The organism is Streptacidiphilus carbonis, assembly GCF_000787775.1.
Taxonomy (GTDB): Bacteria; Actinomycetota; Actinomycetes; order Streptomycetales; family Streptomycetaceae; genus Streptacidiphilus; species Streptacidiphilus carbonis.
In genome coordinates this window covers 23,581-41,491 of sequence record NZ_BBPM01000050.1, presented here as the reverse complement: position 1 = coordinate 41,491, position 17,911 = coordinate 23,581, and the positions used below count along the sequence as shown (strand labels likewise).

Below are 17,911 nucleotides of genomic sequence, written 5' to 3'. Positions count from 1 at the left end.
ACTGCTGGTACCAGGCAGGCGGGCGCGGGACTTGGCACAGTGGATCCATGGCGACCACGGAGTTCGGGCAGACGGTGCGGCGCTGGCGGGACCGGGTCCCGCCGGAGGCGGTGGGGCTGCCGGTGGGCGGGCACCGGCGCGCGGCCGGGCTGCGCCGTGAGGAGCTGGCGCTGCTGGCCGGGATCTCGGTCGACTACGTCACCCGGCTCGAACAGGGCCGGGCGACCAGCCCGTCGGAGCAGGTCGTCGAGGCGCTGGGGCGGGCGCTGCGGGTGTCCGGGGCGGAGCGCGAGCACCTGTTCAGGGTGGCCGGGCTGGTACCGCCGGGGCGGGGCACGGTGCCCGCGTACATCACCCCCAGCGTCCAGCGGATGCTGGACCGGCTGACCGGGACGCCGGTCGCGGTCTCCGACGCGGCCTGGAACCTGCTGCTGGCCAACCCGCTGTACACGGCGCTGATGGGCGAGCGGCACGGCAGGGACCGGAACGGCGCGTGGCGCAACTTCCTCGGCTCGGGCACGCGGGTGCGGCACACCGAGGAGTCCCGAAGGGCGCTGGAGACCGGGGTGGTCTCCGACCTCCGCAGCACGGCTGCCCGGTATCCGGCGGACCTGCGGCTGCGGCAGCTGATCGCGGAGCTGCGGGCGGGCAGTGAGAGATTCGCCGAGCTGTGGGACTCCGGCGCGGTGGGGCACCAGGAGGCGTCGCGGAAGACCATCGACCATCCGCAGGTGGGGGAGCTGACGCTGGACTGCGACACGCTCAGCGTCGCCGGGAGCGATCTGCGGATCATGGTCTACACGGCGGAGCCGGGTTCTGCGGATGCCGAGCGGCTTGCGTTGCTCGGGGTGCTGGGGACACAGGCGTTGGTGGAGCGGCGGGGGTAGGGCGGTGGGCTGGTCTGTCTTCTGGTGCGGGCCGCGGGGGGCTTGCCGCGCAGTTCCCCGCGCCCCTGGGGGCTGCAACTGAACCGCCGTGGACAAGTTTCAGCACCGACGCACCCCCGTCAGTTCAGGGATTCCGCCGCACGCAGGGCGCGCCGGGCGAAGACGGCGTCACGCCGCTCCGCGGTCTGGCGCAGGGCGTCACGCCGCTCGCGCTTGGAGAGGCGGTCCAGGTAGAGCTGTCCGTCGAGGTGGTCGGTCTCGTGCTGGAGGCAGCGGGCGAAGTAGCCGCGGCCCTCGACGACCAGGGGGTTGCCGTCCTTGTCGAAGCCGCGGGCGACCGTACGGTCGACGCGGGGGAGGACCATGTCCGCGCCGGGTACGGAGAGGCAGCCCTCGGCGTCGTCGACCAGTCGGCGGGTCGCCGGGTCCGGCTGGTCCAGCACCGGGTTGGCGATGTGGCCGACATGGCGGACGCCGTACTCGTCCAGGCAGTCGTAGACGAACAGCCGCAGGTCGACGTCGACCTGGTTGGCGGCCAGCCCCGCGCCCTCGGCGACGTGCATGGTGCGGAACATGTCGTCGACCAGGCGGGCGAGTTCGGGGCTGCCGAACTCGCCTTCGCCGACCGGGCGGCAGGGCCGGTGCAGGATCTCCTCGCCGACCTCCGTGATCCGCAGCACCGAACCACGGAGCGCCTCGGGCGGGAGCGCCGGGTAGTTGTCGACCGGCTCGCCCTGGACCCGGACCCGGCGGTCCACCGTGCCGCGCGGGGAGGCGTGCTGACTGTGGATCAGCTGCGGGCGGGACAGTGGCGTCTCGGGCGGCGTCGTCTCGGACATCGATTCCTCGCTCGGTGCGGCGACGGGGTCGCTTGTGTATTCCTTTGCAAAGTAGCAGGCTTTGCAAAGTGACCGAGGAAGAACTGCGGAACGGGGCCGGGGCGCTGCCGCGTCATGCGGTGCGTGAGGCGCTGCTGGAACTGCTCGCCGAGGCGGGAACGCTCACGTCCACCGGGGCGGCGGCCCGGCTCGGGTACAGCTCGGGCCTGTGCTCGTTCCATCTGCGGCAGTTGGCGCGCTACGGGCTGATCGAGGAGGTCCCCCACACCGGCGGTCGGGCCCGGCCGTGGCGGCTGCGCCAGGCGGAGCCTGCGGCCGGGCCGGGACCGGAGGAGGCGTCCCCGGTCGAGGGCTTCGGCGCGTTGGCGCGCGGCCTGGAGGACGAGAGCTACGCCCGCTGGCTGGCCCAGCGGACAGCGGCGCCCGAGCCGTGGCGGGGCACGGACGAGGCGTTCAGCGCCGTCGTCTACCTCACTCCGGAGGAACTGGGCGGCGTCGCCGCGGCGGTGCGGCAGGTGCTGGACGGGTACCGGGCGCGCGAGCAGCGTCCGGAGGCGCGTCCGGACGGGTCCTTGCCGGTGGCGCTGATCGCCCGACTCTTCCCGCTGCTGCCCGGTGAGGCGGACAGCAGCGGGTCGGAGCAGGGCCGCTGAGCACCGGTCAGGGCAGCAGCACGATCTTGCCGCGACCGCCGCCCTGCTCGCTGAGCCGGTGCGCGGTGGGGGCGTCGGCCAGCGGGAGGGTGGTGCGGACCGGGGCCGACAGGGTGCCCGCCGCGTGCAGGGCGAGTGCGCGGGACAGGCCCTCGACGGCGCCCGCGGCGTCGCCGCCGCTGGTGAAGCGGACCCCGAGGGGGCCCGCCTCCTGGGCGGCGGAGATGGTGAGCACCCGCTCGGGGCCGCCCACCAGGGCCACCGAGTCCGCCAGCAGACCGTCGCCGGCGGTGTGCAGCACCGCGGCCACCGGCTGGCCGTCCGCTGCCTCGCGGACCCGGTCGAACACCCCGTCGCCGTACAGCACCGGCACCGCGCCCAGCTCGCGCAGCGCCTGATGGTCCCGCTCCCCCGCGGTGCCGATCACCCGGATCCCGTCCGCGACGGCGAACTGGACGGCCAGGGTGGCGACCGAACCCGCCGCGCCGTGGACCAGCAGGGTCTCCCCCGGCTTCAGGTCCAGCAGCCCGAGCGCCCGTACGGCGGTCTCGGCGGCCACCGGCAGCCCCGCCGCGGTGGCGACCGGGAGGTCGGCGGGCCGGGCGGCCAGGGTGGCGGCCTCGGCGAGGGCGTACTCGGCGTAGGCGGCCACGGCCGAGCCGAAGACCTCGTCGCCGACCTGCCAGGAGTCGACACCGGGGCCGGTCGCGACGACCGTGCCGGCCGCCTCCAGGCCGGGGATGTGCGGGAACTCCACCGGGAAGACCGCTTGCATGAAGCCGCGCCGGAGCTTCCAGTCCAGCGGGTTGACCGCCGCGGCGGCCACCCGCAGCAGGACCTGCCCGGGGCCGGGCTTCGGGACGGCGGTGTCGGTGAGCCGCAGTTCGACGGGCTCGCCGTAGGCGCTGAAGGAGACGGCTTTGGCAGTGCTGGGCACAGTGAGATCGGACATGGTTATCGCCTTCGTCCTGGAGAGTTGGACGGGAGTTCGGCTCCCAGGACGAGAGTTCCACGGGATCGGCGGGGCGACGAGCGGAGCGCCTTCCCTAGGATCGGAAGTCCTGGGCTCGGCGCGGGCTCCGGCTGTGGCTCAGCGGAGGAGCGGTTCACCCGGCGGCGCTGAAGCCCTTCAGCGAGGCGGCGGCGATGGACGCCGTGTCGTCGGCGGCACGGCCGCGGCGCAGCAGTGAGAGGCCGAGCGGGGCGAAGGCGGCGGCGTAGAGCAGGGCGCCGACCGGCATCAGGTCCAGGCTCGCTGCCGTCACCAGGGTGCCGACCAGGATGCAGACCGGGGCGTGCGGGCCGATCCGGCGGGGGTGGCCGGACGCGAGTGCGCCGGTGAGCAGCAGCAGGCCGAGGTAGAAGGACAGCGGAACCACCGTGTAGAGCAGCGGGGTGATCCCCGGCTGGCTCCGGAAGTGGTCGAAGCGGGCGTCCATGGCGGAACGGTCCGCGGAGACGGCGCCCACGTACAGGTCGATGGCGGCCTGGCCGAGTACCGCGCCGATGCCGAGCAGGCCGAGGGCGGCGCCGGCCCGGGCGGTGGCCCGGCGGGCCGGCCCGGTATCGGCGGCCAGCCGGCGCAGCGTGAACACGACGGGGATGAAGCAGAGCAGACCCAGGACCAGCAGGATGTGGCCCGCGGTCCAGGCCGTGCCGGGGCCGTGGTGGCCGCCGGCCAGCCGGACCGTCCCGTAGCCGAGCATCAGCACCGGGCCGGCCAGCAGGGCGGTGCCGGTGGTGGTCAACTCGCTTGCGGGGATCGCGGTCCCGGCACCGGGCCGCGGTGTCTGCGTCATGGTGGAAGCATTCCGGGAGCGGCCGCCGGACCGCATCGGTCATGTCCCTGAGACGTCCCCTGAGCCGTCCCTGAGACGACCCCGACGCGATACTGGGGGCATGTACCAGGAGCGGGCGGCGGTCGCGGTGCCTGGCGCGGTGCTGTGGACGCGCCGCACCGAGCGGGACGGTGAGCGGATCAGGGTGCTTCCGGACGGCTGCATGGACCTGATCTGGATGGGCGGGGTGCTGTTGGTGGCAGGCCCCGACACCAGGGCCCAGATGGGCGTGGGCAGGGCCGGGGACGGCATCACCGGCCTGCGGTTCGCGCCGGGGACGGCGGCCGCGGTGCTGGGCGTCCCGGCCTGGGAGCTGCGGGACCGCCGGGTGGCCCTGGACGGGCTGTGGCCGGACCGGCTGGTGCGGGAGCTGACGGAGCGGCTGGGGGCCGCGGCGGCCCCGGGGGCGGAGTTGGAGTCGGTGGCCGTCGCGGCGGCCCGCAGGGGCGGCGCCGAGCCTGACCTGGTCCGCGCCGGGGTGCTGGACGGCCTGCGGCGCGGGGTGCGGGTGGCCGGACTGGCGGACGAGCTCGGGCTGAGCGAACGTCAGTTGCGGCGCCGCTGCCTGGAGCTGTTCGGCTACGGGCCCAAGGTGCTGGAGCGGGTGCTGCGGCTGGACCGCGCCCTGGCCGCGGCCCGGCGCGGTACCCCGTACGCGCTGGTCGCGGCGGAGGCCGGCTACGCCGACCAGCCGCATCTCGCCCGCGAGGTGCGGGCGCTGGCCGGCGTACCGCTGGGGGAGCTGCTGGCCGAGCGGGCGGGTCAGGACGGCAGGGCGGCGAACAGGTCGGTGGGGTTGCCGTCCGGATCGAGCACGACGGCGTAGCGCTGGCCCCAGAACGCGTCCCAGGGCTCCAGGTGCGAGGCGTACCCGGCGGCGGTCAGCTCCGCGTACACCTTGTCGACCTCGGCCGGACCGTCGCAGCGGAACGCCAGGGCACTGCGGTGTCCGCCCTGCGGCGGCGTCCACCCGGGGTCGATGCCGCGTACGGTCTCCACGGTGTCCCAGGCCACCCGCAGCCCGCCGGGCAGGGTGGTCTCCACATGCGGCTCGCCCTCGACGCCCGCCGGGATGTCCAGGCCCAGCCGTCGGTAGAACGCGAGCGATGCCGCCATGTCTGCGGTCACGATGCCGATGAGGTCGAGTCGAGGAGTCATGCCCCCACGCTAGGCCCGCGGGGCGCCCCGGTCTTGAACGAATCGGACACGTCGGCCGCCCTTCGGTTCCCCAGCGGGCCATGAACTGCTGGCCCTCACCGGCGCCTGGTACTGGGGACCCACCGGCTATCTGCTGCGGTTGCGGGACGAGCGCGGACTGGAGCTGGTGCCGGTCACCGGCCAGGCGCGCGGGGTGCCGCTGCGCGCCGAGGCCGACGGCAGCTGGACCGCGACCGACGGCTCCTGGAACGGCGAGAGCCTGCGCGTCGTCCGCGGTCCGGACGGCTCGGTGGGCCACCTCGACCTGGGCACCGTGGTGCTCACCCGTGAGCCCTACCCGGCCACCGGGCCGACCCCCGGCGGTGTCGACCCGGACGGCTGGCGGGGGCTGTAGGACACCCCCCGCCAGCCGGCTCAGGCGCGTGCGTACTGCGGGGTGCGCGGGAGGTCGTGCTCCAGGGCGCGGGCGGCGTTCCGCGGCCAGTAGGGGTCGCGGAGCAGCTGCCGGCCGAGCAGGACGGCGTCGGCGCGGCCGGAGGCGATGACGGCCTCGGCCTGGTGCGGATCGGTGATCAGCCCGACAGCGGCGACCGGGAGACCGGTCTGCTCACGGACTGCGGTGGCGAAGGGGACCTGGTAGTCGGGCCCGACCGGGACGGTGGCGTCGGGGACGTTGCCTCCGGTGGAGGCGTCGAGCAGGTCGACGCCGTGGGCCTGCAGCTCCTTGGCGAGGCGGACGGTGTCCTCGCCGGTCCAGCCGGGGGTGCCGGTGTCCTCCAGCCAGTCGGTGGCCGAGCTGCGGAAGAACAGCGGCAGTTCCTCGGGCCAGACGGCGCGGACCGCGTCCACCACCTCCAGGGCGAAGCGCATCCGGTTCTCCAGCGAGCCGCCGTAGCCGTCGGTGCGGGTGTTGGAGTAGGGCGAGAGGAACTCGTGGACCAGGTAGCCGTGGGCGCCGTGCACCTCGGCGACCTTGAACCCGGCGGCCAGGGCGCGCTCGGCGGCCTCGGCGAACTGCCGGACGACGACCGCGATCTGGTCGGTCGTCAGTTCGGCCGGCGCGGGGTAGGGATCGAAGGCGACGGCGCTGGGTCCGAGGGTCTGCCAGCCGCCGCGGTCGGTGGGGACCGGGCTGCCGTGGTCCACCCAGGGTGCGTTGACGGAGGCCTTGCGCCCGGCGTGGGCGAGCTGGATGCCGGGGACGGAGCCGGCCGACTCGACGAAGGCGGTGATCCGGCGGAACGCCTGCTGCTGGTGCTCGTTCCAGATGCCCAGGTCGGCGGGGCTGATCCGGCCCTCGGGGCTGACGGCGGTCGCCTCGGTGAGGATCAGCCCGGCGCCGCCGACGGCGCGGGAGGCCAGGTGCTGGAAGTGCCAGTCGTTCGGGGTGGCGGTGTCGGGCCCCTCGGTGGCGGCCGAGTACTGGCACATGGGAGCCATCCAGGCCCGGTTGGGGAGGGTGACTCCGCGCAGGGTCAGCGGCTCGAACAGCTTGCTCATGTGGTGTCCTCGGTCGTGGGTGCTCGACAGTGTGCTCAACAGTGCCGCGTTCAACGATAGAAAGCGTGGACAATATTTGCAAGTGCATCAATCTGGTGCTGGCGGCTCACCCGTTCGCACGGGGGAACCGGCGGGGGCAGGCCGATGCGGGCAGTCTTGGGGGACGATGACCGGCGGTTGAGGAGCAGCGATGACGGACAGCGGGAGTGGGACCGGGGTGGAGGTCGAGGTCTTCACCGGGCCCGAGTCGTCGTTCTTCAGTACGTCCGCGCTGATCCACGGTCCGACCGAGGCGCTGCTCGTCGACACCCAGCTGACCCGGAGCGCGGCCCGGGAACTGGCCGAGTGGGTGGCCGGACGGACCGGGCGGCTGGCGGCGGTGCTGATCACCCACCCGCATCCGGACCACTACTTCGGTACCGAGGAGATCCTCCGCCTCTTCCCGGGCACCCCGGTGTTCGCGGTGCCCGAGGTGATCGACGGCATCATCGCCACCGCGCTGGCCAAGGTGGCCCAGTGGCGGCCGGTGTTCGGGGACGACATCACGACCTCCCCGGTGGTGCCGGGCCCGCTGCCCGGGCACCGGCTGCGGGTGGACGGGGCCGTGGTGGACGTGCTGGCGCTGGGCCAGGGCGACTGCTCGGCGAGCAGTGTGGTGCACGTCCCGGCCGCCGACGCGCTGATCGCCGGCGACCTGGTCTACAACGGGACGCATGTCTGGACCGCGGAGACCACACCCGGTCAGCGGGCCGACTGGGCGGCCAACCTGGAGGTGCTCCGCGGGCTGGGCACGGCCAGGGTGGTGGCCGGGCACCGGGCTCCCGGGCAGAACGACGACGCCGGGCGGGTGCTGGACTTCACCGCGGACTACCTGCGCGCCTTCGACGAGCGGCTGGCCGAGCATCCGCGGGACGCGGCGGCGCTGGCGAGCGCGATGAACGAGACCTATGCCGAGCTGACCCTGCCGGCGCTGCTGGAACTGAGCGCCGCAGCCAATACGGCGGGGGCCGCCGGGACCGCGACGGCGCTGTCCGCCGAGTCGGACGGGTCCGCCGGGTCCGCCGGGTCCGTCGACTCGGAGGAGTCGGAGGAGTCCGACGAGCCCGACGAGTCCGAGGAGTAGCTCGGGCTGGCCTTGACGTCGGCGTCAAGGTCTACCGTCGTGGGCAGAGGCACGGCGGAAGACGGGCGGGAACGATGCGGATCGGTGAGCTGGCGCAGCGCGCGGGGACGACCACGCGCACCCTGCGGTACTACGAGTCGCGCGGGCTGCTGCCGGCCCGGCGCGCGGTCAACGGCTACCGCGCGTACGGCGAGGAGGATCTGCGGCTGCTGCGGCAGATCAGGCTGCTCCAGGACTTCGGGTTCGAGCTGGAGGAGACCCGTCCGTTCGTCGACTGCCTGCGCGCCGGGCATCCCTCCGGGGACTCCTGTCCGGCCTCGTTGGAGGTCTACCGGCGCAAGCTCGCCGAGATCGACGAGTGCCTGGCGCGGTTGCAGGCGGTGCGTGAGCAGGTCCAGGGGCAGTTGCTGCGGGCGCAGGTGGAGGCGTCGGCGGAGCATCCGGGCGAACCGCTGTGCGAAGTGAAGCCGAATGCGGCGTCGAACGAATGGGTGGAGGGGAACTGAGATGGTTGTCAGCACGGATGTGGTGGAAGTGACGGACGGGACGTTCGCGTCCGAAGTCCTGGAGTCCGAATTCCCGGTCCTGGTGGACTTCACGGCGGAGTGGTGCGCTCCGTGCCGAATGATCGCACCGGTGCTCGCGGATGTCGCGCGGGAGCAGCAGGGGCGGTTGAAGGTGGTGACGGTCGACGTCGACGCCAACCCGGAGACGCAGGCCGCCTACGGGGTGCTGTCGATGCCGACGCTGATGGTCTTCCAGGGCGGTGAGCCGGTGAAGTCGCTGGTGGGGGCACGTCCCAAGCGGCGGCTGCTGCAGGAGCTGCAGGAGTGGTGCGCCGACTGAGGACGGCCGATCGGCGGCCGGAAGGCGGTCGGGGGGTGCCTTCGGGGCGCGTGGGATCTGCGGACGGTAGCGCGTCCGAGTCCCGCGCGCCCCATTCTTCTCACTATTTATGGGATGAGCTGTTTGCTCATGCCACGCTGCGGTTGGCAGGAGGTCTGCCCGCCGCCGCCGCACGAATCGTCGCTGTCGGACTGCGCTGATACGACGGGAGAAGAAACCGAAAGGTGTCGATCGGAAGCGCTCTCAATCGAAACGGCTTGCCGCGCATGAGGCAGCCGAAACAGTCGAAGTCGTCGTCCGGACAGTCACAGTCCCCGGTTCCCCCTCCGCCGCCGCCACCGCCCGCTCCGCCCTCCGGATCCACCGGGGCCGCGGGGCCCGCGGCGGAGCCGGACGCCGAGGAGGCGATACCCGGGCCGGCCGCGCAACCGGCCCCGGCCCCGGCCCCGGCCCCGGCCCCGGCTGTCACGGACAATCTGCCCGCACGCCCCTCCTATGCGCCGATCATCACCGACGCGCCCGGGCTGAACTGGGTCGGCCCGGGGGACGCCTGGTCCCGGGCCTGGGGTGTCGCCGCGCCGCCGCCGCAGCTCGGACCAGGACTGACCGCTCCGGTGCTGCCCGCCCCCGTACGCCCCGCCGCGGGGACGTTCGGGACCGGCGTCCCGCCGCTGCCGTCGCCCCCGCCACCACCGCTGCGCCCTGACGCCGCACTCGCCGTCGTGCCGCTGGCCGGACGGGCGGGCCGGGCCGGAGCGGGCGGCGCGGCGGGACCCACCGCCGAGGACATCGCACTGGTGCGGCGCAGCCTCGGCGTGCTGGAGTCCGTCGCCGACCGGGCCACCGCGCACTTCTACGCGGTGCTGTTCCTGCGCAACCCCGAGCTGCGCGCCCTCTTCCCGGCCGCCATGGACCTGCAGCGCGACCGGTTGTTCCGGGCGCTGCTGGCGGCAGGCCAGATGTTCGACGACCGGGTGGCGCTGACCGCCTACCTGGACCGACTGGCCAAGGGGCACCGGAAGTACGGGGTGCGCAATGAGCACTTCGCCCCGGTCGGCGAGGCGCTGCTGGCAGCGCTGGAACGTTACTGCGGGCGCTACTGGGATCCGGAGACCGAGATCGCCTGGCGCCGGGCCTACCGGTCGATCTCCGAGACGATGGCGGCCTCGGCCGAGGCGGACGCCCGGGTCGCGCCCGCCTGGTGGCAGGCCGAGGTGGTCGCCGTCGACCGCAGGGCCGGCGACGTCGCGGTGGTCACCCTGCGCACCGACCAGCGCTATCCCTACCTGGCCGGGCAGTACACCACCCTGGAGGTGCCGCTGTGGCCGCGGGTGTGGCGGCACTACTCGCCGGCCTCCGCCCCGCGCGCCGACGGGCTGGTGACGCTGCACGTCAAGGCGGTTCCGGCGGGCTGGGTGAGCAACGCCCTGGTGTACCGGACCAACCCGGGGGACGTGCTCAGGCTCGGGCCCGCGTCCGGGACGATGACCCTGGACCACGACGACGACGCACCGCTGCTGCTGATCGGCGGCGGCACCGGGATCGCCCCGCTGACCGCCATGGTCGAGGCGGTCGCCGAGCACGGCCGGCCCCGCACCGTCGAGGTCTTCTACGGCGCGCGGCATGAGCAGGACCTGTACGCCAGACAGGAGTTGGAGGATCTGGCCCGGCGCCACCCCTGGCTGGCGGTGCGCACCGCGGTGTCCGAGGGGCGCCCCGAGGGGGCCGGCTTCTCGGGATCGCTGCCGGCGGTGGTCGACCGTTACGGGCCGTGGGACGAGTACGAGGCGTACGTCAGCGGGCCGCCGGCGATGATCCGGCGTACCGTCGCGGTGCTGCGGGAGGAGGGGGTGCGGGACGCCCGGATCCACCACGACCTGACGGATCCGGCATGATCCCGCGGCGCGCTACCGCGGGCCGAGGTCGTCGGCGAGCAGGGCGGTGATGCCCTCGATGTTCGCCGCCAGGTATGCGCGCAGCGACGACGGGACCACGTTCACCGAGGTCACGCCCTCGCGGGTGAACGGCAGTCGGACCACCTCGTACTCGCCGTTGGGCTCGTCGACCTCGGGCCCGTGGCGCTGTGCGAGGTCGATCGACTCGACCCGGCAGGCGAAGAAGTGCTGCACCTTCACCTCGTCGGGGCCGGCAGCGGCGGTCCCGCCGTCGACGGCGTCGTGCAGGGAGGTGCTCACCGTGTCGACGAAGGCCGGCACCACGTTTCCCGCCTTGCCGCCGAGTTCCTCGGACAGTTCCCGGTGCAGGGCGTCGACCACGGTCGGGTCGGTCGACTCCACGCAGCCGCCGGGGGTGATCCAGTACGGGGGTCGACCCGGTTTGGTGCGCTTGATCAGGACGAGTTCGGGGCTCTGCGGGTCGCCGTCGAGCAGGATCGCGCGAGCGGTTCGCTTGACCACCGGACGTGGCATGGAGTCCTCCGGGTGTTGCGGCAGTGCGGCGTTCCGTTCCCAGCAGTGTGCCGCGCGGGACCCCTGGTGAAACAGGGCGCGCGCGATTACCCGTGCACTGCCCGGTGTTCCGCTGTCCCACCGGTCGGTGGGCGCGCTCCAGCCTTGCGGGGGGTGTCCCGGATCTGCGAACAAGCCGTTTGGTCGAGGCAGAAGCGGAGGAAACCGTGCATGATGTGAAGAAGTTGGACCAATGCGGTGGTTGTGCACCGTCATTGCATACGTATGTCCGGATATATCGCAGCGCAGAGGGGGACCTGGAGATGCGACCGATGAGTGGCCGAGACTTTCCGGCGCCGCAGGGCGTTTGAGTGTACGGGTGGGGCCGATAAGACGGAGGACATCCAAGCGCGGGACCGTGCGGCCCCGGGGAACGAGAGGTGCGGAGCGATGCACGCAGAGGACGCCGAAAGCGCCGGGAGCCTGATGACGGGACGGCTGGTGATGGGCCTCCAGGTCACCGGCGAGCTCGCGCTCGACGTCGATGTGCGGCTGCGCTACGACCCCGCCGACCCCTACGCGGTCGAGCTCACCTTCCATCTGCCCGGCGATCCCCCGGTCACCTGGGTCTTCGCCCGCGAGCTGCTGCTGGACGGGATCAGCCGCAGCTCCGGTGAGGGCGACATCGTGATCGAGCCGGTGCCGGGCCTGGACCCGGACTTCGAGGACGTCAGGATCCGGCTGCGCTCCCCCGGGGGCGAGGCCGTGCTCTACTCGCCGGCGCTGCCGCTGATCACCTTCCTCGGACGCACCGACCAGCTCCTGCCGATGGGCCGCGAGCACACGGTCAGTGACCTGGACGCGGCGCTGGAGCTCATCCTGAACGGGCACTTCCGCCGCGCGAGCTGATCCGCGGTCGGGAAGTGCCCGCCGGACGGGGACATGTGGACGGGACAGTCGGACCGGGGCTTCCCGCGGCCGGTCAGTCCTCGTCGCGGAAGACCAGGTGCAGGGCCCAGGCGACGACGCTGATGATCAGCGACCCGAGCAGGGCCGGGACGAAGCCGTCCACGTGGAAGTCCAGGCTCAGCTTCCCGGAGGCCCACGAGGTCAGCCAGAGCATCAGGGCGTTGATCACAAAGGTGATCAGTCCCAGGGTGAGGATGAACAGCGGCAGTGAGAACAGCTTCACGATCGGCTTGATCACGAAATTGACCACGCCGAAGAGCAGTGCCACCAGGACCACGGTCAGCGTCTTGTGCTGCCAGTCGCCGGAGGTGAGGGAGATGCCGGAGACAATCGCCGTCGCGACCCAGATGGCCGCCGCGTTGATCAGAGTCTTGACTACGAAGCGCAACATGCGCTGATCGTCGCAGGAGTCACCTGCGTCGCGGAAGCCCCGGCGGTCGTGTGTTGCGGGCTGGGACCGACCTGGTACGCGGTGCGGACGCGACGGGCGGGGCTGGTTGAATACCTGCAGGTTGACCGACAAGAAGCGACCGCTGGGAGTGGGGAACCGATGCAGGTATTCCGGATGGACGACCTGGACGCCGAGCGCGCCGCCAATCAGGGCGCCTACCTGCGCTTTCTCAATGAGCGCCATATGTCCGCCGGTCTGTACGCGCTGGAGCAGGGGGCCCAGGACCCGCAGCAGCCGCACAAGCAGGACGAGGTCTACGTCGTCGTCAGCGGACGGGCCTACATCACCGTCGGCGACGAGACCACGACCGTCGGGCGCGGAAGCGTCGTCTACGTCCCCGCGGGCATGCCGCACCGCTTCCACCACATCACTGAGGACCTGCGGGTGCTCGTCGTCTTCTCGCCCCCGGAGAGCTGAGCCGTGACGGACCGTTCCGCACCCCGTTTCACCGAGGAACTGTGGCAGGCCGCCGAGGGCACCTACCGGGCGATCCTGGACCACCCCTTCCTGCTCGGCCTCGCCGACGGAACCCTCCCCCGGGCGGCCTTCCGCCACTTCGTCGTCCAGGACTCGCACTATCTGCGCGACTACGCCAGGGCGCTGGCGGTCTGCGCCGCCAAGGCCCCCACCGAGGAGGACGTCAGGGCCTTCGCCGCCGACGCGGTGGGCGCGCTCGCGGCGGAGCAGGAGATGCACGCGGCCTTCCTGAAGGAGCAGAGCCTGGCGGACCCCGGGCCGGACGGAACCGGCGCCCCGGTGGACGACGCCGAGGTGCTGCCGACCACCCGCGCCTACACCAGCTACCTGCTCGCCACCGTCTACGGCGGCTCCTTCGCCGAGGGCCTGGCGGCGGTGCTCCCCTGCTACTGGATCTACGCCAGGGTGGGCGAGGCGCTGCTGCGCACCTCCTCGCCCGACCCCCTGTACGCCCGTTGGATCGAGACCTACGGCGACGAGTCGTTCCAGGCCGTGGTCCGCCGCGTGCTGGAGCTCACCGACAGGGTCGGCGCCGAGCTCTCCCCGCTCGAACGGCGGCGCGCGGTGGCCCACTTCGTGACCACCTCGCGCTACGAGTGGATGTTCTGGGACGCCGCCTGGCGCGGTGAGGACTGGCCGGTCTGAGCCCGCCACGGGGTGACCTGCAGGTAACCCGACCCCGACCTGCGGACTACTCTCCCGGGGGTCCGCGGTAGGGGGCTTATCCGGGATCTCTCAGGGGCGCGGAGCGTCCACCGGGGACCCTCGCGGCCGTACGATCGAGTCAACAGGAAGAAGCAATCGGGCCGGTGGCCCCGAGGCCCCGGGACGACAGACCCCGCGGGGGAGGACGGACAACATGAACGAGATCTGGAAGACGCTCCCTGGCTGGATGCGCAACATCGTGGTTCCGGTCATCGTGCTGATCGTGGCGCTCTGGGTGGTGTCCGCCGTCGTGGGCGCGATCTTCGGAATCATCGGCTTCCTCTTCGGCTGGATCATCAAGGTGCTGTTCGTGGTCGCCCTGGGAGCGGTGGTCGTCATCCTGGTGAAGCGGGCATCCCGCTGACGCCCTCCTGACATCTCGTCACAGGAGCCCCGTACCGGATTCCGGTACGGGGCTCTCCGCGTGCTGGGGCGGCGGCGCAGCGGCGTGCCGTCGTACAGGTGCGCCGGCCGTACAGGTGTGCCGGGTCAGCGGCGGTGGCGGTGCCGGCCGGCCGCGGCTGCCGCAGCCGCTGATTCGGCCGGGACCGTTGCCGGGGCGGTTGCCGGGGCGGGGATCGACACTGCCGCCGGGCGGCCGTTGTGGCTGGCCACCACCGCGGCGAGAAGGGTGGTCAGCGGCACCGAGGCGATCAGGCCGATGCTGCCGACCAGCGTCCTGACCACCTCCTCGGCGACGATCTCGCTGGTGGCGACCGTCCAGATGCCCCGGTTGGCGATGGTGAACAGCAGCATCAGCGGCAGCGCCGCACCCGCGTAGGCCATCACCAAGGTGTTCACCGTGGAGGCGATGTGGTCGCGGCCGATCCGGATGCCGGCCCGGTAGAGATCCCGGGTGCCCATGGTCGGGTCGGCGGCGCGCAGCTCCCACACCGAGGATGCCTGAGTGACCGTCACATCGTTGAGCACACCCAGGGATCCGATGATGACCCCGGCCAGCAGCAGTCCGGGCAGCTTGATCCCGGCGAACAGCGAGTGGACCAGGGCGGTCTCGTCCGAGGTGTTGCCGGTGAGATGGGTCAGGCCGATGAACACCTCGCCCAGGACGCCGATCAGGCCCAGCGACACCAGCGTTCCCAGCACGGCCACCGAGGTGCGTGCGGACAGGCCGTGGCACAGGTACAGCGCCATCAGCATGATCGCTCCGCCGCCGATCACCGCGACCCGCAGCGGGTCCTCGCCCTTGAGGATGGCCGGCAGTACGAACTGCGACAGCACCGCGAAGCTGATCCCCAGCGCGACCAGGGCGGCCAGCCCGCGCAGCCGTCCGACCAGCACCACGGCCAGGGCGAAGATCCCGGCCAGGATAGCCATCGGCATCGAGCGGTCGGCGTCGCCGATGGTGTACTGCAGGGCGGCGGGGGCGGTCGGGGAGTAGTCCAGGACCACCTTCTCCCCCACGCTGTAGACGGCGGTCTGGTCCGGGGTGAGGGTCAGCCGGACCGTCCTGCCGGAGTCCTTGCCGCTGGTGATCGCGACGCTGACCAGCGCACAGGCGTCCTGGGCCGCTGTCGACGAGGCCGTGGAGGCAGCGGAGGCCGTGCTGGTCGCGCCCGCGTCGCAGGGCGCCGCCCTGGTCGCGGTGACCCGGCCGCTGACCGTCGGCTGGTCGAAGCCCAGCCCCGTGGACGCGTGCGCGGGCAGCCTCCCCGGCCACATCAGCACCATCCCGGCCACCACGGCCACCGCGAAGGGGATCAGCACGGCGGCGATGACCCGGCGCAGCCGCCGGGAGGCCGGGGTGGCCGGGCCGTGGTCGTGGCTGTGCCCGTGACTGTGTTCGTGCGGGTGGTCGGCCACGGGAACAGTCCCTTCCGGATGTGCTGCGGCAGTGCACCGTATCGGAAGCGGGTGAGAGCCGGCTGGAAGGAGGCCCCCTGGCGCGGTCGGCACCGGGGTCGCTACGGTAGGCGGCGTCTAGATTGCAGACGCGGGAGCTCGGAGCACCGGGCTGAGAGGGCGCTGACCGTCGTACGCGGAGTCGTACGGCAGCTGCTTGCGCCGACCGCAGGAACCTGACCGGGTAATGCCGGCGTAGGGAGAAGTGGGTCTGATGACCAGCACGTACGACGCACAGCAGCAGACTGCCCAGAGCCCGTCCAGCACCGGGACCGGCTACCCCACCCCAGCCTGGACCAAGGCGTACCGCCAGGGATCGCGGCCGGACCTGCGCGTTCCCTACCGGGAGGTGCGGCTGGGCGACGGCCGCACCGTCCCGCTGTACGACACCTCGGGCCCGTACACCGATCCGGCGTTCGAGCCGGACGTCCGGCGCGGCCTGCCTCCGCTGCGGGAGGGCTGGATCGGCCAGCGCGGTGACACCGAGGACTACCACGGCCGCGAGCCGCGTCCCGAGGACGACGGGCTCAAGCACACCGCACCGCGCGGCGGCCTGGGCCTGGCCAACCTCGACGCGGTGTTCCCGGGCCGGCCGCGCCGCCCCCGGCGGGCGAGCGCGGGCGCGGCGGTGACCCAGCTCGGCTACGCCCGCCGGGGCGAGGTCACCGCCGAGATGGAGTTCGCGGCGCTGCGGGAGGGGATGGACCCGGAGGTGGTGCGGGCGGAGATCGCCGCAGGGCGGGCGGTACTGCCCGCGAACGTGAACCACCCCGAGGTCGAGCCGATGCTGATCGGCAGCCGCTTCCTGGTGAAGATCAACGCCAATATCGGCAACTCGGCGGTCACCTCCTCGATCGAGGAGGAGGTGGAGAAGATGTCCTGGGCCACCCGCTGGGGCGCCGACACCGTGATGGACCTCTCCACCGGCCGCAACATCCACACCACCCGGGAGTGGATCCTGCGCAACTCCCCCGTGCCGATCGGCACGGTGCCGCTCTACCAGGCGCTGGAGAAGGTCGACGGCCGGGCCGAGGAGCTGAGCTGGGAGGTCTACCGGGACACCGTCGTCGAGCAGTGCGAGCAGGGCGTCGACTACATGACCGTGCACGCCGGCGTGCTGCTGCGGTACGTCCCGCTGACGGCCCGGCGGAAGACCGGGATCGTCTCCCGGGGCGGTTCGATCATGGCGGCCTGGTGCCTGGCGCACCATCAGGAGAACTTCCTCTACACGCACTTCGAGGAGCTCTGCGACATCCTGCGGGCCTACGACGTGACCTACTCGCTGGGGGACGGGCTGCGCCCGGGCTCGATCGCCGACGCCAACGACGAGGCGCAGTTCGCCGAGCTGACCACGCTGGGCGAGCTGGGCCGGATCGCGCGTTCGCGGGACGTCCAGGTGATGATCGAGGGCCCCGGCCACGTCCCGATGCACAAGATCCGCGAGAACATGGACCTGCAGAAGGAGCTGTGCGACGAGGCGCCCTTCTACACCCTCGGCCCGCTGACCACGGACGTCGCCCCGGGCTACGACCACATCACCTCCGGCATCGGCGCCGCGATGATCGCCTGGTGGGGGACGGCGATGCTCTGCTACGTCACCCCCAAGGAGCACCTCGGCCTGCCGAACCGGGACGACGTCAAGACCGGCGTGATCACCTACAAGATCGCCGCCCACGCCGCCGACCTCGCCAAGGGCCACCCCGGCGCCCAGGCCTGGGACGACGCCCTGTCCGACGCCCGCTTCGAGTTCCGCTGGGAGGACCAGTTCAACCTGGCCCTGGACCCGGAGACGGCCCGCGACTTCCACGACGAGACGCTCCCGGCGGAGCCCGCCAAGACGGCGCACTTCTGCTCGATGTGCGGCCCGAAGTTCTGTTCGATGAAGATCTCGCACGGGATCCGGGAGCAGTACGGCGAGGACGCGGACGCCGGAGTGGAAGGTGAAGCGGAGGCCGGGATGCGCGCCAAGTCGGCGGAGTTCGCGGCCGCGGGCAACCGGGTGTACCTGCCGATGGCGGACTGAGCCTTGAGGTGAGGGCCGGACCGGGCGCCGGGGGCGTCCGGTCCGGCCGGAGGGGAGGAGTCCGGCCGTGTGAGGAATCGGGCGGTACGGATTGCGGCGGTTCGGGCCGGAGGATTTCCCGGGGGCGGATCCGCGCGGCGGAGGTCTTGTGGGGCGGGGCGGGGGCCGGGGGGG

General features: G+C 72.5%; 21 protein-coding genes. 13 read left to right on the top strand and 8 right to left on the bottom strand.

The features are described from left to right. Positions 1-47 precede the first annotated feature (47 nt). Positions 48-887 carry a helix-turn-helix transcriptional regulator gene (locus TR46_RS29355; RefSeq protein ID WP_042407199.1) on the top strand — a complete coding sequence of 280 codons (840 nt, stop codon included), beginning with the start codon at positions 48-50 and terminating at the stop codon, positions 885-887. 119 nt (positions 888-1,006) lie between these two features. Here TR46_RS29355 and def read toward each other — a convergent pair whose 3' ends face one another. Beyond that, positions 1,007-1,726 carry a peptide deformylase gene (def, locus tag TR46_RS29350; RefSeq protein WP_084719035.1) on the bottom strand — a complete coding sequence of 240 codons (720 nt, stop codon included), beginning with the start codon at positions 1,724-1,726 and terminating at the stop codon, positions 1,007-1,009. A gap of 68 nt (positions 1,727-1,794) precedes the next feature. On the opposite strand from def, the gene TR46_RS29345 reads away from it, so the two are divergent. Further along, complete coding sequence (locus TR46_RS29345; protein WP_042407197.1) at positions 1,795-2,379, top strand: helix-turn-helix domain-containing protein; 585 nt, start codon at positions 1,795-1,797, stop codon at positions 2,377-2,379. Positions 2,380-2,386: 7 nt separating this feature from the next. Here the strand turns inward: TR46_RS29345 and TR46_RS29340 are convergent, their stop codons facing one another. Both TR46_RS29340 and TR46_RS38375 read right to left on the bottom strand, forming a co-directional pair. Continuing rightward, positions 2,387-3,331 carry an NADP-dependent oxidoreductase gene (locus TR46_RS29340; protein ID WP_042407195.1) on the bottom strand — a complete coding sequence of 315 codons (945 nt, stop codon included), beginning with the start codon at positions 3,329-3,331 and terminating at the stop codon, positions 2,387-2,389. Positions 3,332-3,485: 154 nt separating this feature from the next. Continuing rightward, positions 3,486-4,178 carry a hypothetical protein gene (locus tag TR46_RS38375; protein WP_152626742.1) on the bottom strand — a complete coding sequence of 231 codons (693 nt, stop codon included), beginning with the start codon at positions 4,176-4,178 and terminating at the stop codon, positions 3,486-3,488. A gap of 100 nt (positions 4,179-4,278) precedes the next feature. On the opposite strand from TR46_RS38375, the gene TR46_RS29330 reads away from it, so the two are divergent. Beyond that, positions 4,279-5,043, top strand: coding sequence for an AraC family transcriptional regulator (locus TR46_RS29330; protein ID WP_052433185.1), 765 nt, complete (start codon positions 4,279-4,281; stop codon positions 5,041-5,043). On the opposite strand, the gene TR46_RS29325 is transcribed toward TR46_RS29330, so the two are convergent. Next, entirely contained in the window at positions 4,980-5,375 is a 396-nt protein-coding gene (locus TR46_RS29325) for a VOC family protein (RefSeq protein ID WP_042407193.1), read from the bottom strand. The two genes, TR46_RS29330 and TR46_RS29325, sit on opposite strands and share 64 nt — an antisense overlap. Positions 5,376-5,460: 85 nt before the next feature. On the opposite strand from TR46_RS29325, the gene TR46_RS29320 reads away from it, so the two are divergent. Continuing rightward, entirely contained in the window at positions 5,461-5,769 is a 309-nt protein-coding gene (locus TR46_RS29320; protein WP_439654398.1) for a DUF7586 domain-containing protein, read from the top strand. A gap of 20 nt (positions 5,770-5,789) precedes the next feature. Here the strand turns inward: TR46_RS29320 and TR46_RS29315 are convergent, their stop codons facing one another. Further along, positions 5,790-6,875, bottom strand: coding sequence for an NADH:flavin oxidoreductase/NADH oxidase (locus TR46_RS29315; protein ID WP_042407190.1), 1,086 nt, complete (start codon positions 6,873-6,875; stop codon positions 5,790-5,792). A gap of 190 nt (positions 6,876-7,065) precedes the next feature. Here TR46_RS29315 and TR46_RS29310 point away from each other — a divergent pair, with 190 nt between their 5' ends. From TR46_RS29310 to TR46_RS29295, 4 genes are all read left to right on the top strand, one after another. Further along, positions 7,066-7,998 carry an MBL fold metallo-hydrolase gene (locus TR46_RS29310; protein ID WP_042407188.1) on the top strand — a complete coding sequence of 311 codons (933 nt, stop codon included), beginning with the start codon at positions 7,066-7,068 and terminating at the stop codon, positions 7,996-7,998. 74 nt (positions 7,999-8,072) lie between these two features. Further along, a complete protein-coding gene (locus TR46_RS29305; RefSeq protein ID WP_042407186.1) occupies positions 8,073-8,504 on the top strand; it encodes a MerR family transcriptional regulator in 432 nt (143 codons plus the stop codon). Between the two features lies 1 nt (position 8,505). Then, complete coding sequence (gene trxA, locus TR46_RS29300; protein WP_042407176.1) at positions 8,506-8,844, top strand: thioredoxin; 339 nt, start codon at positions 8,506-8,508, stop codon at positions 8,842-8,844. 266 nt (positions 8,845-9,110) lie between these two features. Beyond that, positions 9,111-10,739 carry a globin domain-containing protein gene (locus TR46_RS29295; protein ID WP_084719034.1) on the top strand — a complete coding sequence of 543 codons (1,629 nt, stop codon included), beginning with the start codon at positions 9,111-9,113 and terminating at the stop codon, positions 10,737-10,739. Positions 10,740-10,751: 12 nt separating this feature from the next. Here the strand turns inward: TR46_RS29295 and TR46_RS29290 are convergent, their stop codons facing one another. Then, positions 10,752-11,273 carry an NUDIX domain-containing protein gene (locus TR46_RS29290; protein WP_042407174.1) on the bottom strand — a complete coding sequence of 174 codons (522 nt, stop codon included), beginning with the start codon at positions 11,271-11,273 and terminating at the stop codon, positions 10,752-10,754. A 429-nt stretch (positions 11,274-11,702) separates the two neighbouring features. Here TR46_RS29290 and TR46_RS29285 point away from each other — a divergent pair, with 429 nt between their 5' ends. Then, on the top strand, positions 11,703-12,161 hold the full coding sequence (locus TR46_RS29285; RefSeq protein ID WP_236655566.1) for an SsgA family sporulation/cell division regulator: 459 nt from the start codon (positions 11,703-11,705) through the stop codon (positions 12,159-12,161). 73 nt (positions 12,162-12,234) lie between these two features. Here the strand turns inward: TR46_RS29285 and TR46_RS29280 are convergent, their stop codons facing one another. Further along, on the bottom strand, positions 12,235-12,612 hold the full coding sequence (locus TR46_RS29280; protein ID WP_042407170.1) for a phage holin family protein: 378 nt from the start codon (positions 12,610-12,612) through the stop codon (positions 12,235-12,237). A gap of 159 nt (positions 12,613-12,771) precedes the next feature. On the opposite strand from TR46_RS29280, the gene TR46_RS29275 reads away from it, so the two are divergent. The 3 genes from TR46_RS29275 (at position 12,772) to TR46_RS29265 (ending at position 14,218) form a co-directional block, all read left to right on the top strand. Next, a complete protein-coding gene (locus TR46_RS29275) occupies positions 12,772-13,089 on the top strand; it encodes a cupin domain-containing protein (RefSeq protein WP_042407168.1) in 318 nt (105 codons plus the stop codon). Positions 13,090-13,092: 3 nt separating this feature from the next. Beyond that, positions 13,093-13,794, top strand: a complete 702-nt coding sequence (tenA, locus tag TR46_RS29270; RefSeq protein WP_042407166.1) for a thiaminase II — start codon at positions 13,093-13,095, stop codon at positions 13,792-13,794. Between the two features lie 214 nt (positions 13,795-14,008). Next, a complete protein-coding gene (locus tag TR46_RS29265; protein WP_042407163.1) occupies positions 14,009-14,218 on the top strand; it encodes a hypothetical protein in 210 nt (69 codons plus the stop codon). 125 nt (positions 14,219-14,343) lie between these two features. Here the strand turns inward: TR46_RS29265 and TR46_RS29260 are convergent, their stop codons facing one another. Beyond that, positions 14,344-15,675, bottom strand: coding sequence for a YibE/F family protein (locus TR46_RS29260; RefSeq protein ID WP_052433184.1), 1,332 nt, complete (start codon positions 15,673-15,675; stop codon positions 14,344-14,346). Between the two features lie 253 nt (positions 15,676-15,928). Between TR46_RS29260 and thiC the strand changes: the two genes are divergently transcribed. Beyond that, complete coding sequence (gene thiC, locus TR46_RS29255) at positions 15,929-17,737, top strand: phosphomethylpyrimidine synthase ThiC (protein WP_042407250.1); 1,809 nt, start codon at positions 15,929-15,931, stop codon at positions 17,735-17,737. The last annotated feature ends 174 nt before the right edge of the window (positions 17,738-17,911 follow it).

Coding starts and splice junctions, on each gene's coding strand:
- TR46_RS29355 (WP_042407199.1), top strand. CDS start 48: ATGGCGACCACGGAGTTCGGGCAGACGGTGCGGCGCTGGCGGGACCGG.
- def (WP_084719035.1), bottom strand. CDS start 1,726: ATGTCCGAGACGACGCCGCCCGAGACGCCACTGTCCCGCCCGCAGCTG.
- TR46_RS29340 (WP_042407195.1), bottom strand. CDS start 3,331: ATGTCCGATCTCACTGTGCCCAGCACTGCCAAAGCCGTCTCCTTCAGC.
- TR46_RS38375 (WP_152626742.1), bottom strand. CDS start 4,178: ATGACGCAGACACCGCGGCCCGGTGCCGGGACCGCGATCCCCGCAAGC.
- TR46_RS29330 (WP_052433185.1), top strand. CDS start 4,279: ATGTACCAGGAGCGGGCGGCGGTCGCGGTGCCTGGCGCGGTGCTGTGG.
- TR46_RS29325 (WP_042407193.1), bottom strand. CDS start 5,375: ATGACTCCTCGACTCGACCTCATCGGCATCGTGACCGCAGACATGGCG.
- TR46_RS29315 (WP_042407190.1), bottom strand. CDS start 6,875: ATGAGCAAGCTGTTCGAGCCGCTGACCCTGCGCGGAGTCACCCTCCCC.
- TR46_RS29310 (WP_042407188.1), top strand. CDS start 7,066: ATGACGGACAGCGGGAGTGGGACCGGGGTGGAGGTCGAGGTCTTCACC.
- TR46_RS29305 (WP_042407186.1), top strand. CDS start 8,073: ATGCGGATCGGTGAGCTGGCGCAGCGCGCGGGGACGACCACGCGCACC.
- trxA (WP_042407176.1), top strand. CDS start 8,506: ATGGTTGTCAGCACGGATGTGGTGGAAGTGACGGACGGGACGTTCGCG.
- TR46_RS29295 (WP_084719034.1), top strand. CDS start 9,111: ATGAGGCAGCCGAAACAGTCGAAGTCGTCGTCCGGACAGTCACAGTCC.
- TR46_RS29290 (WP_042407174.1), bottom strand. CDS start 11,273: ATGCCACGTCCGGTGGTCAAGCGAACCGCTCGCGCGATCCTGCTCGAC.
- TR46_RS29285 (WP_236655566.1), top strand. CDS start 11,703: ATGCACGCAGAGGACGCCGAAAGCGCCGGGAGCCTGATGACGGGACGG.
- TR46_RS29280 (WP_042407170.1), bottom strand. CDS start 12,612: ATGTTGCGCTTCGTAGTCAAGACTCTGATCAACGCGGCGGCCATCTGG.
- TR46_RS29275 (WP_042407168.1), top strand. CDS start 12,772: ATGCAGGTATTCCGGATGGACGACCTGGACGCCGAGCGCGCCGCCAAT.
- TR46_RS29265 (WP_042407163.1), top strand. CDS start 14,009: ATGAACGAGATCTGGAAGACGCTCCCTGGCTGGATGCGCAACATCGTG.
- thiC (WP_042407250.1), top strand. CDS start 15,929: ATGACCAGCACGTACGACGCACAGCAGCAGACTGCCCAGAGCCCGTCC.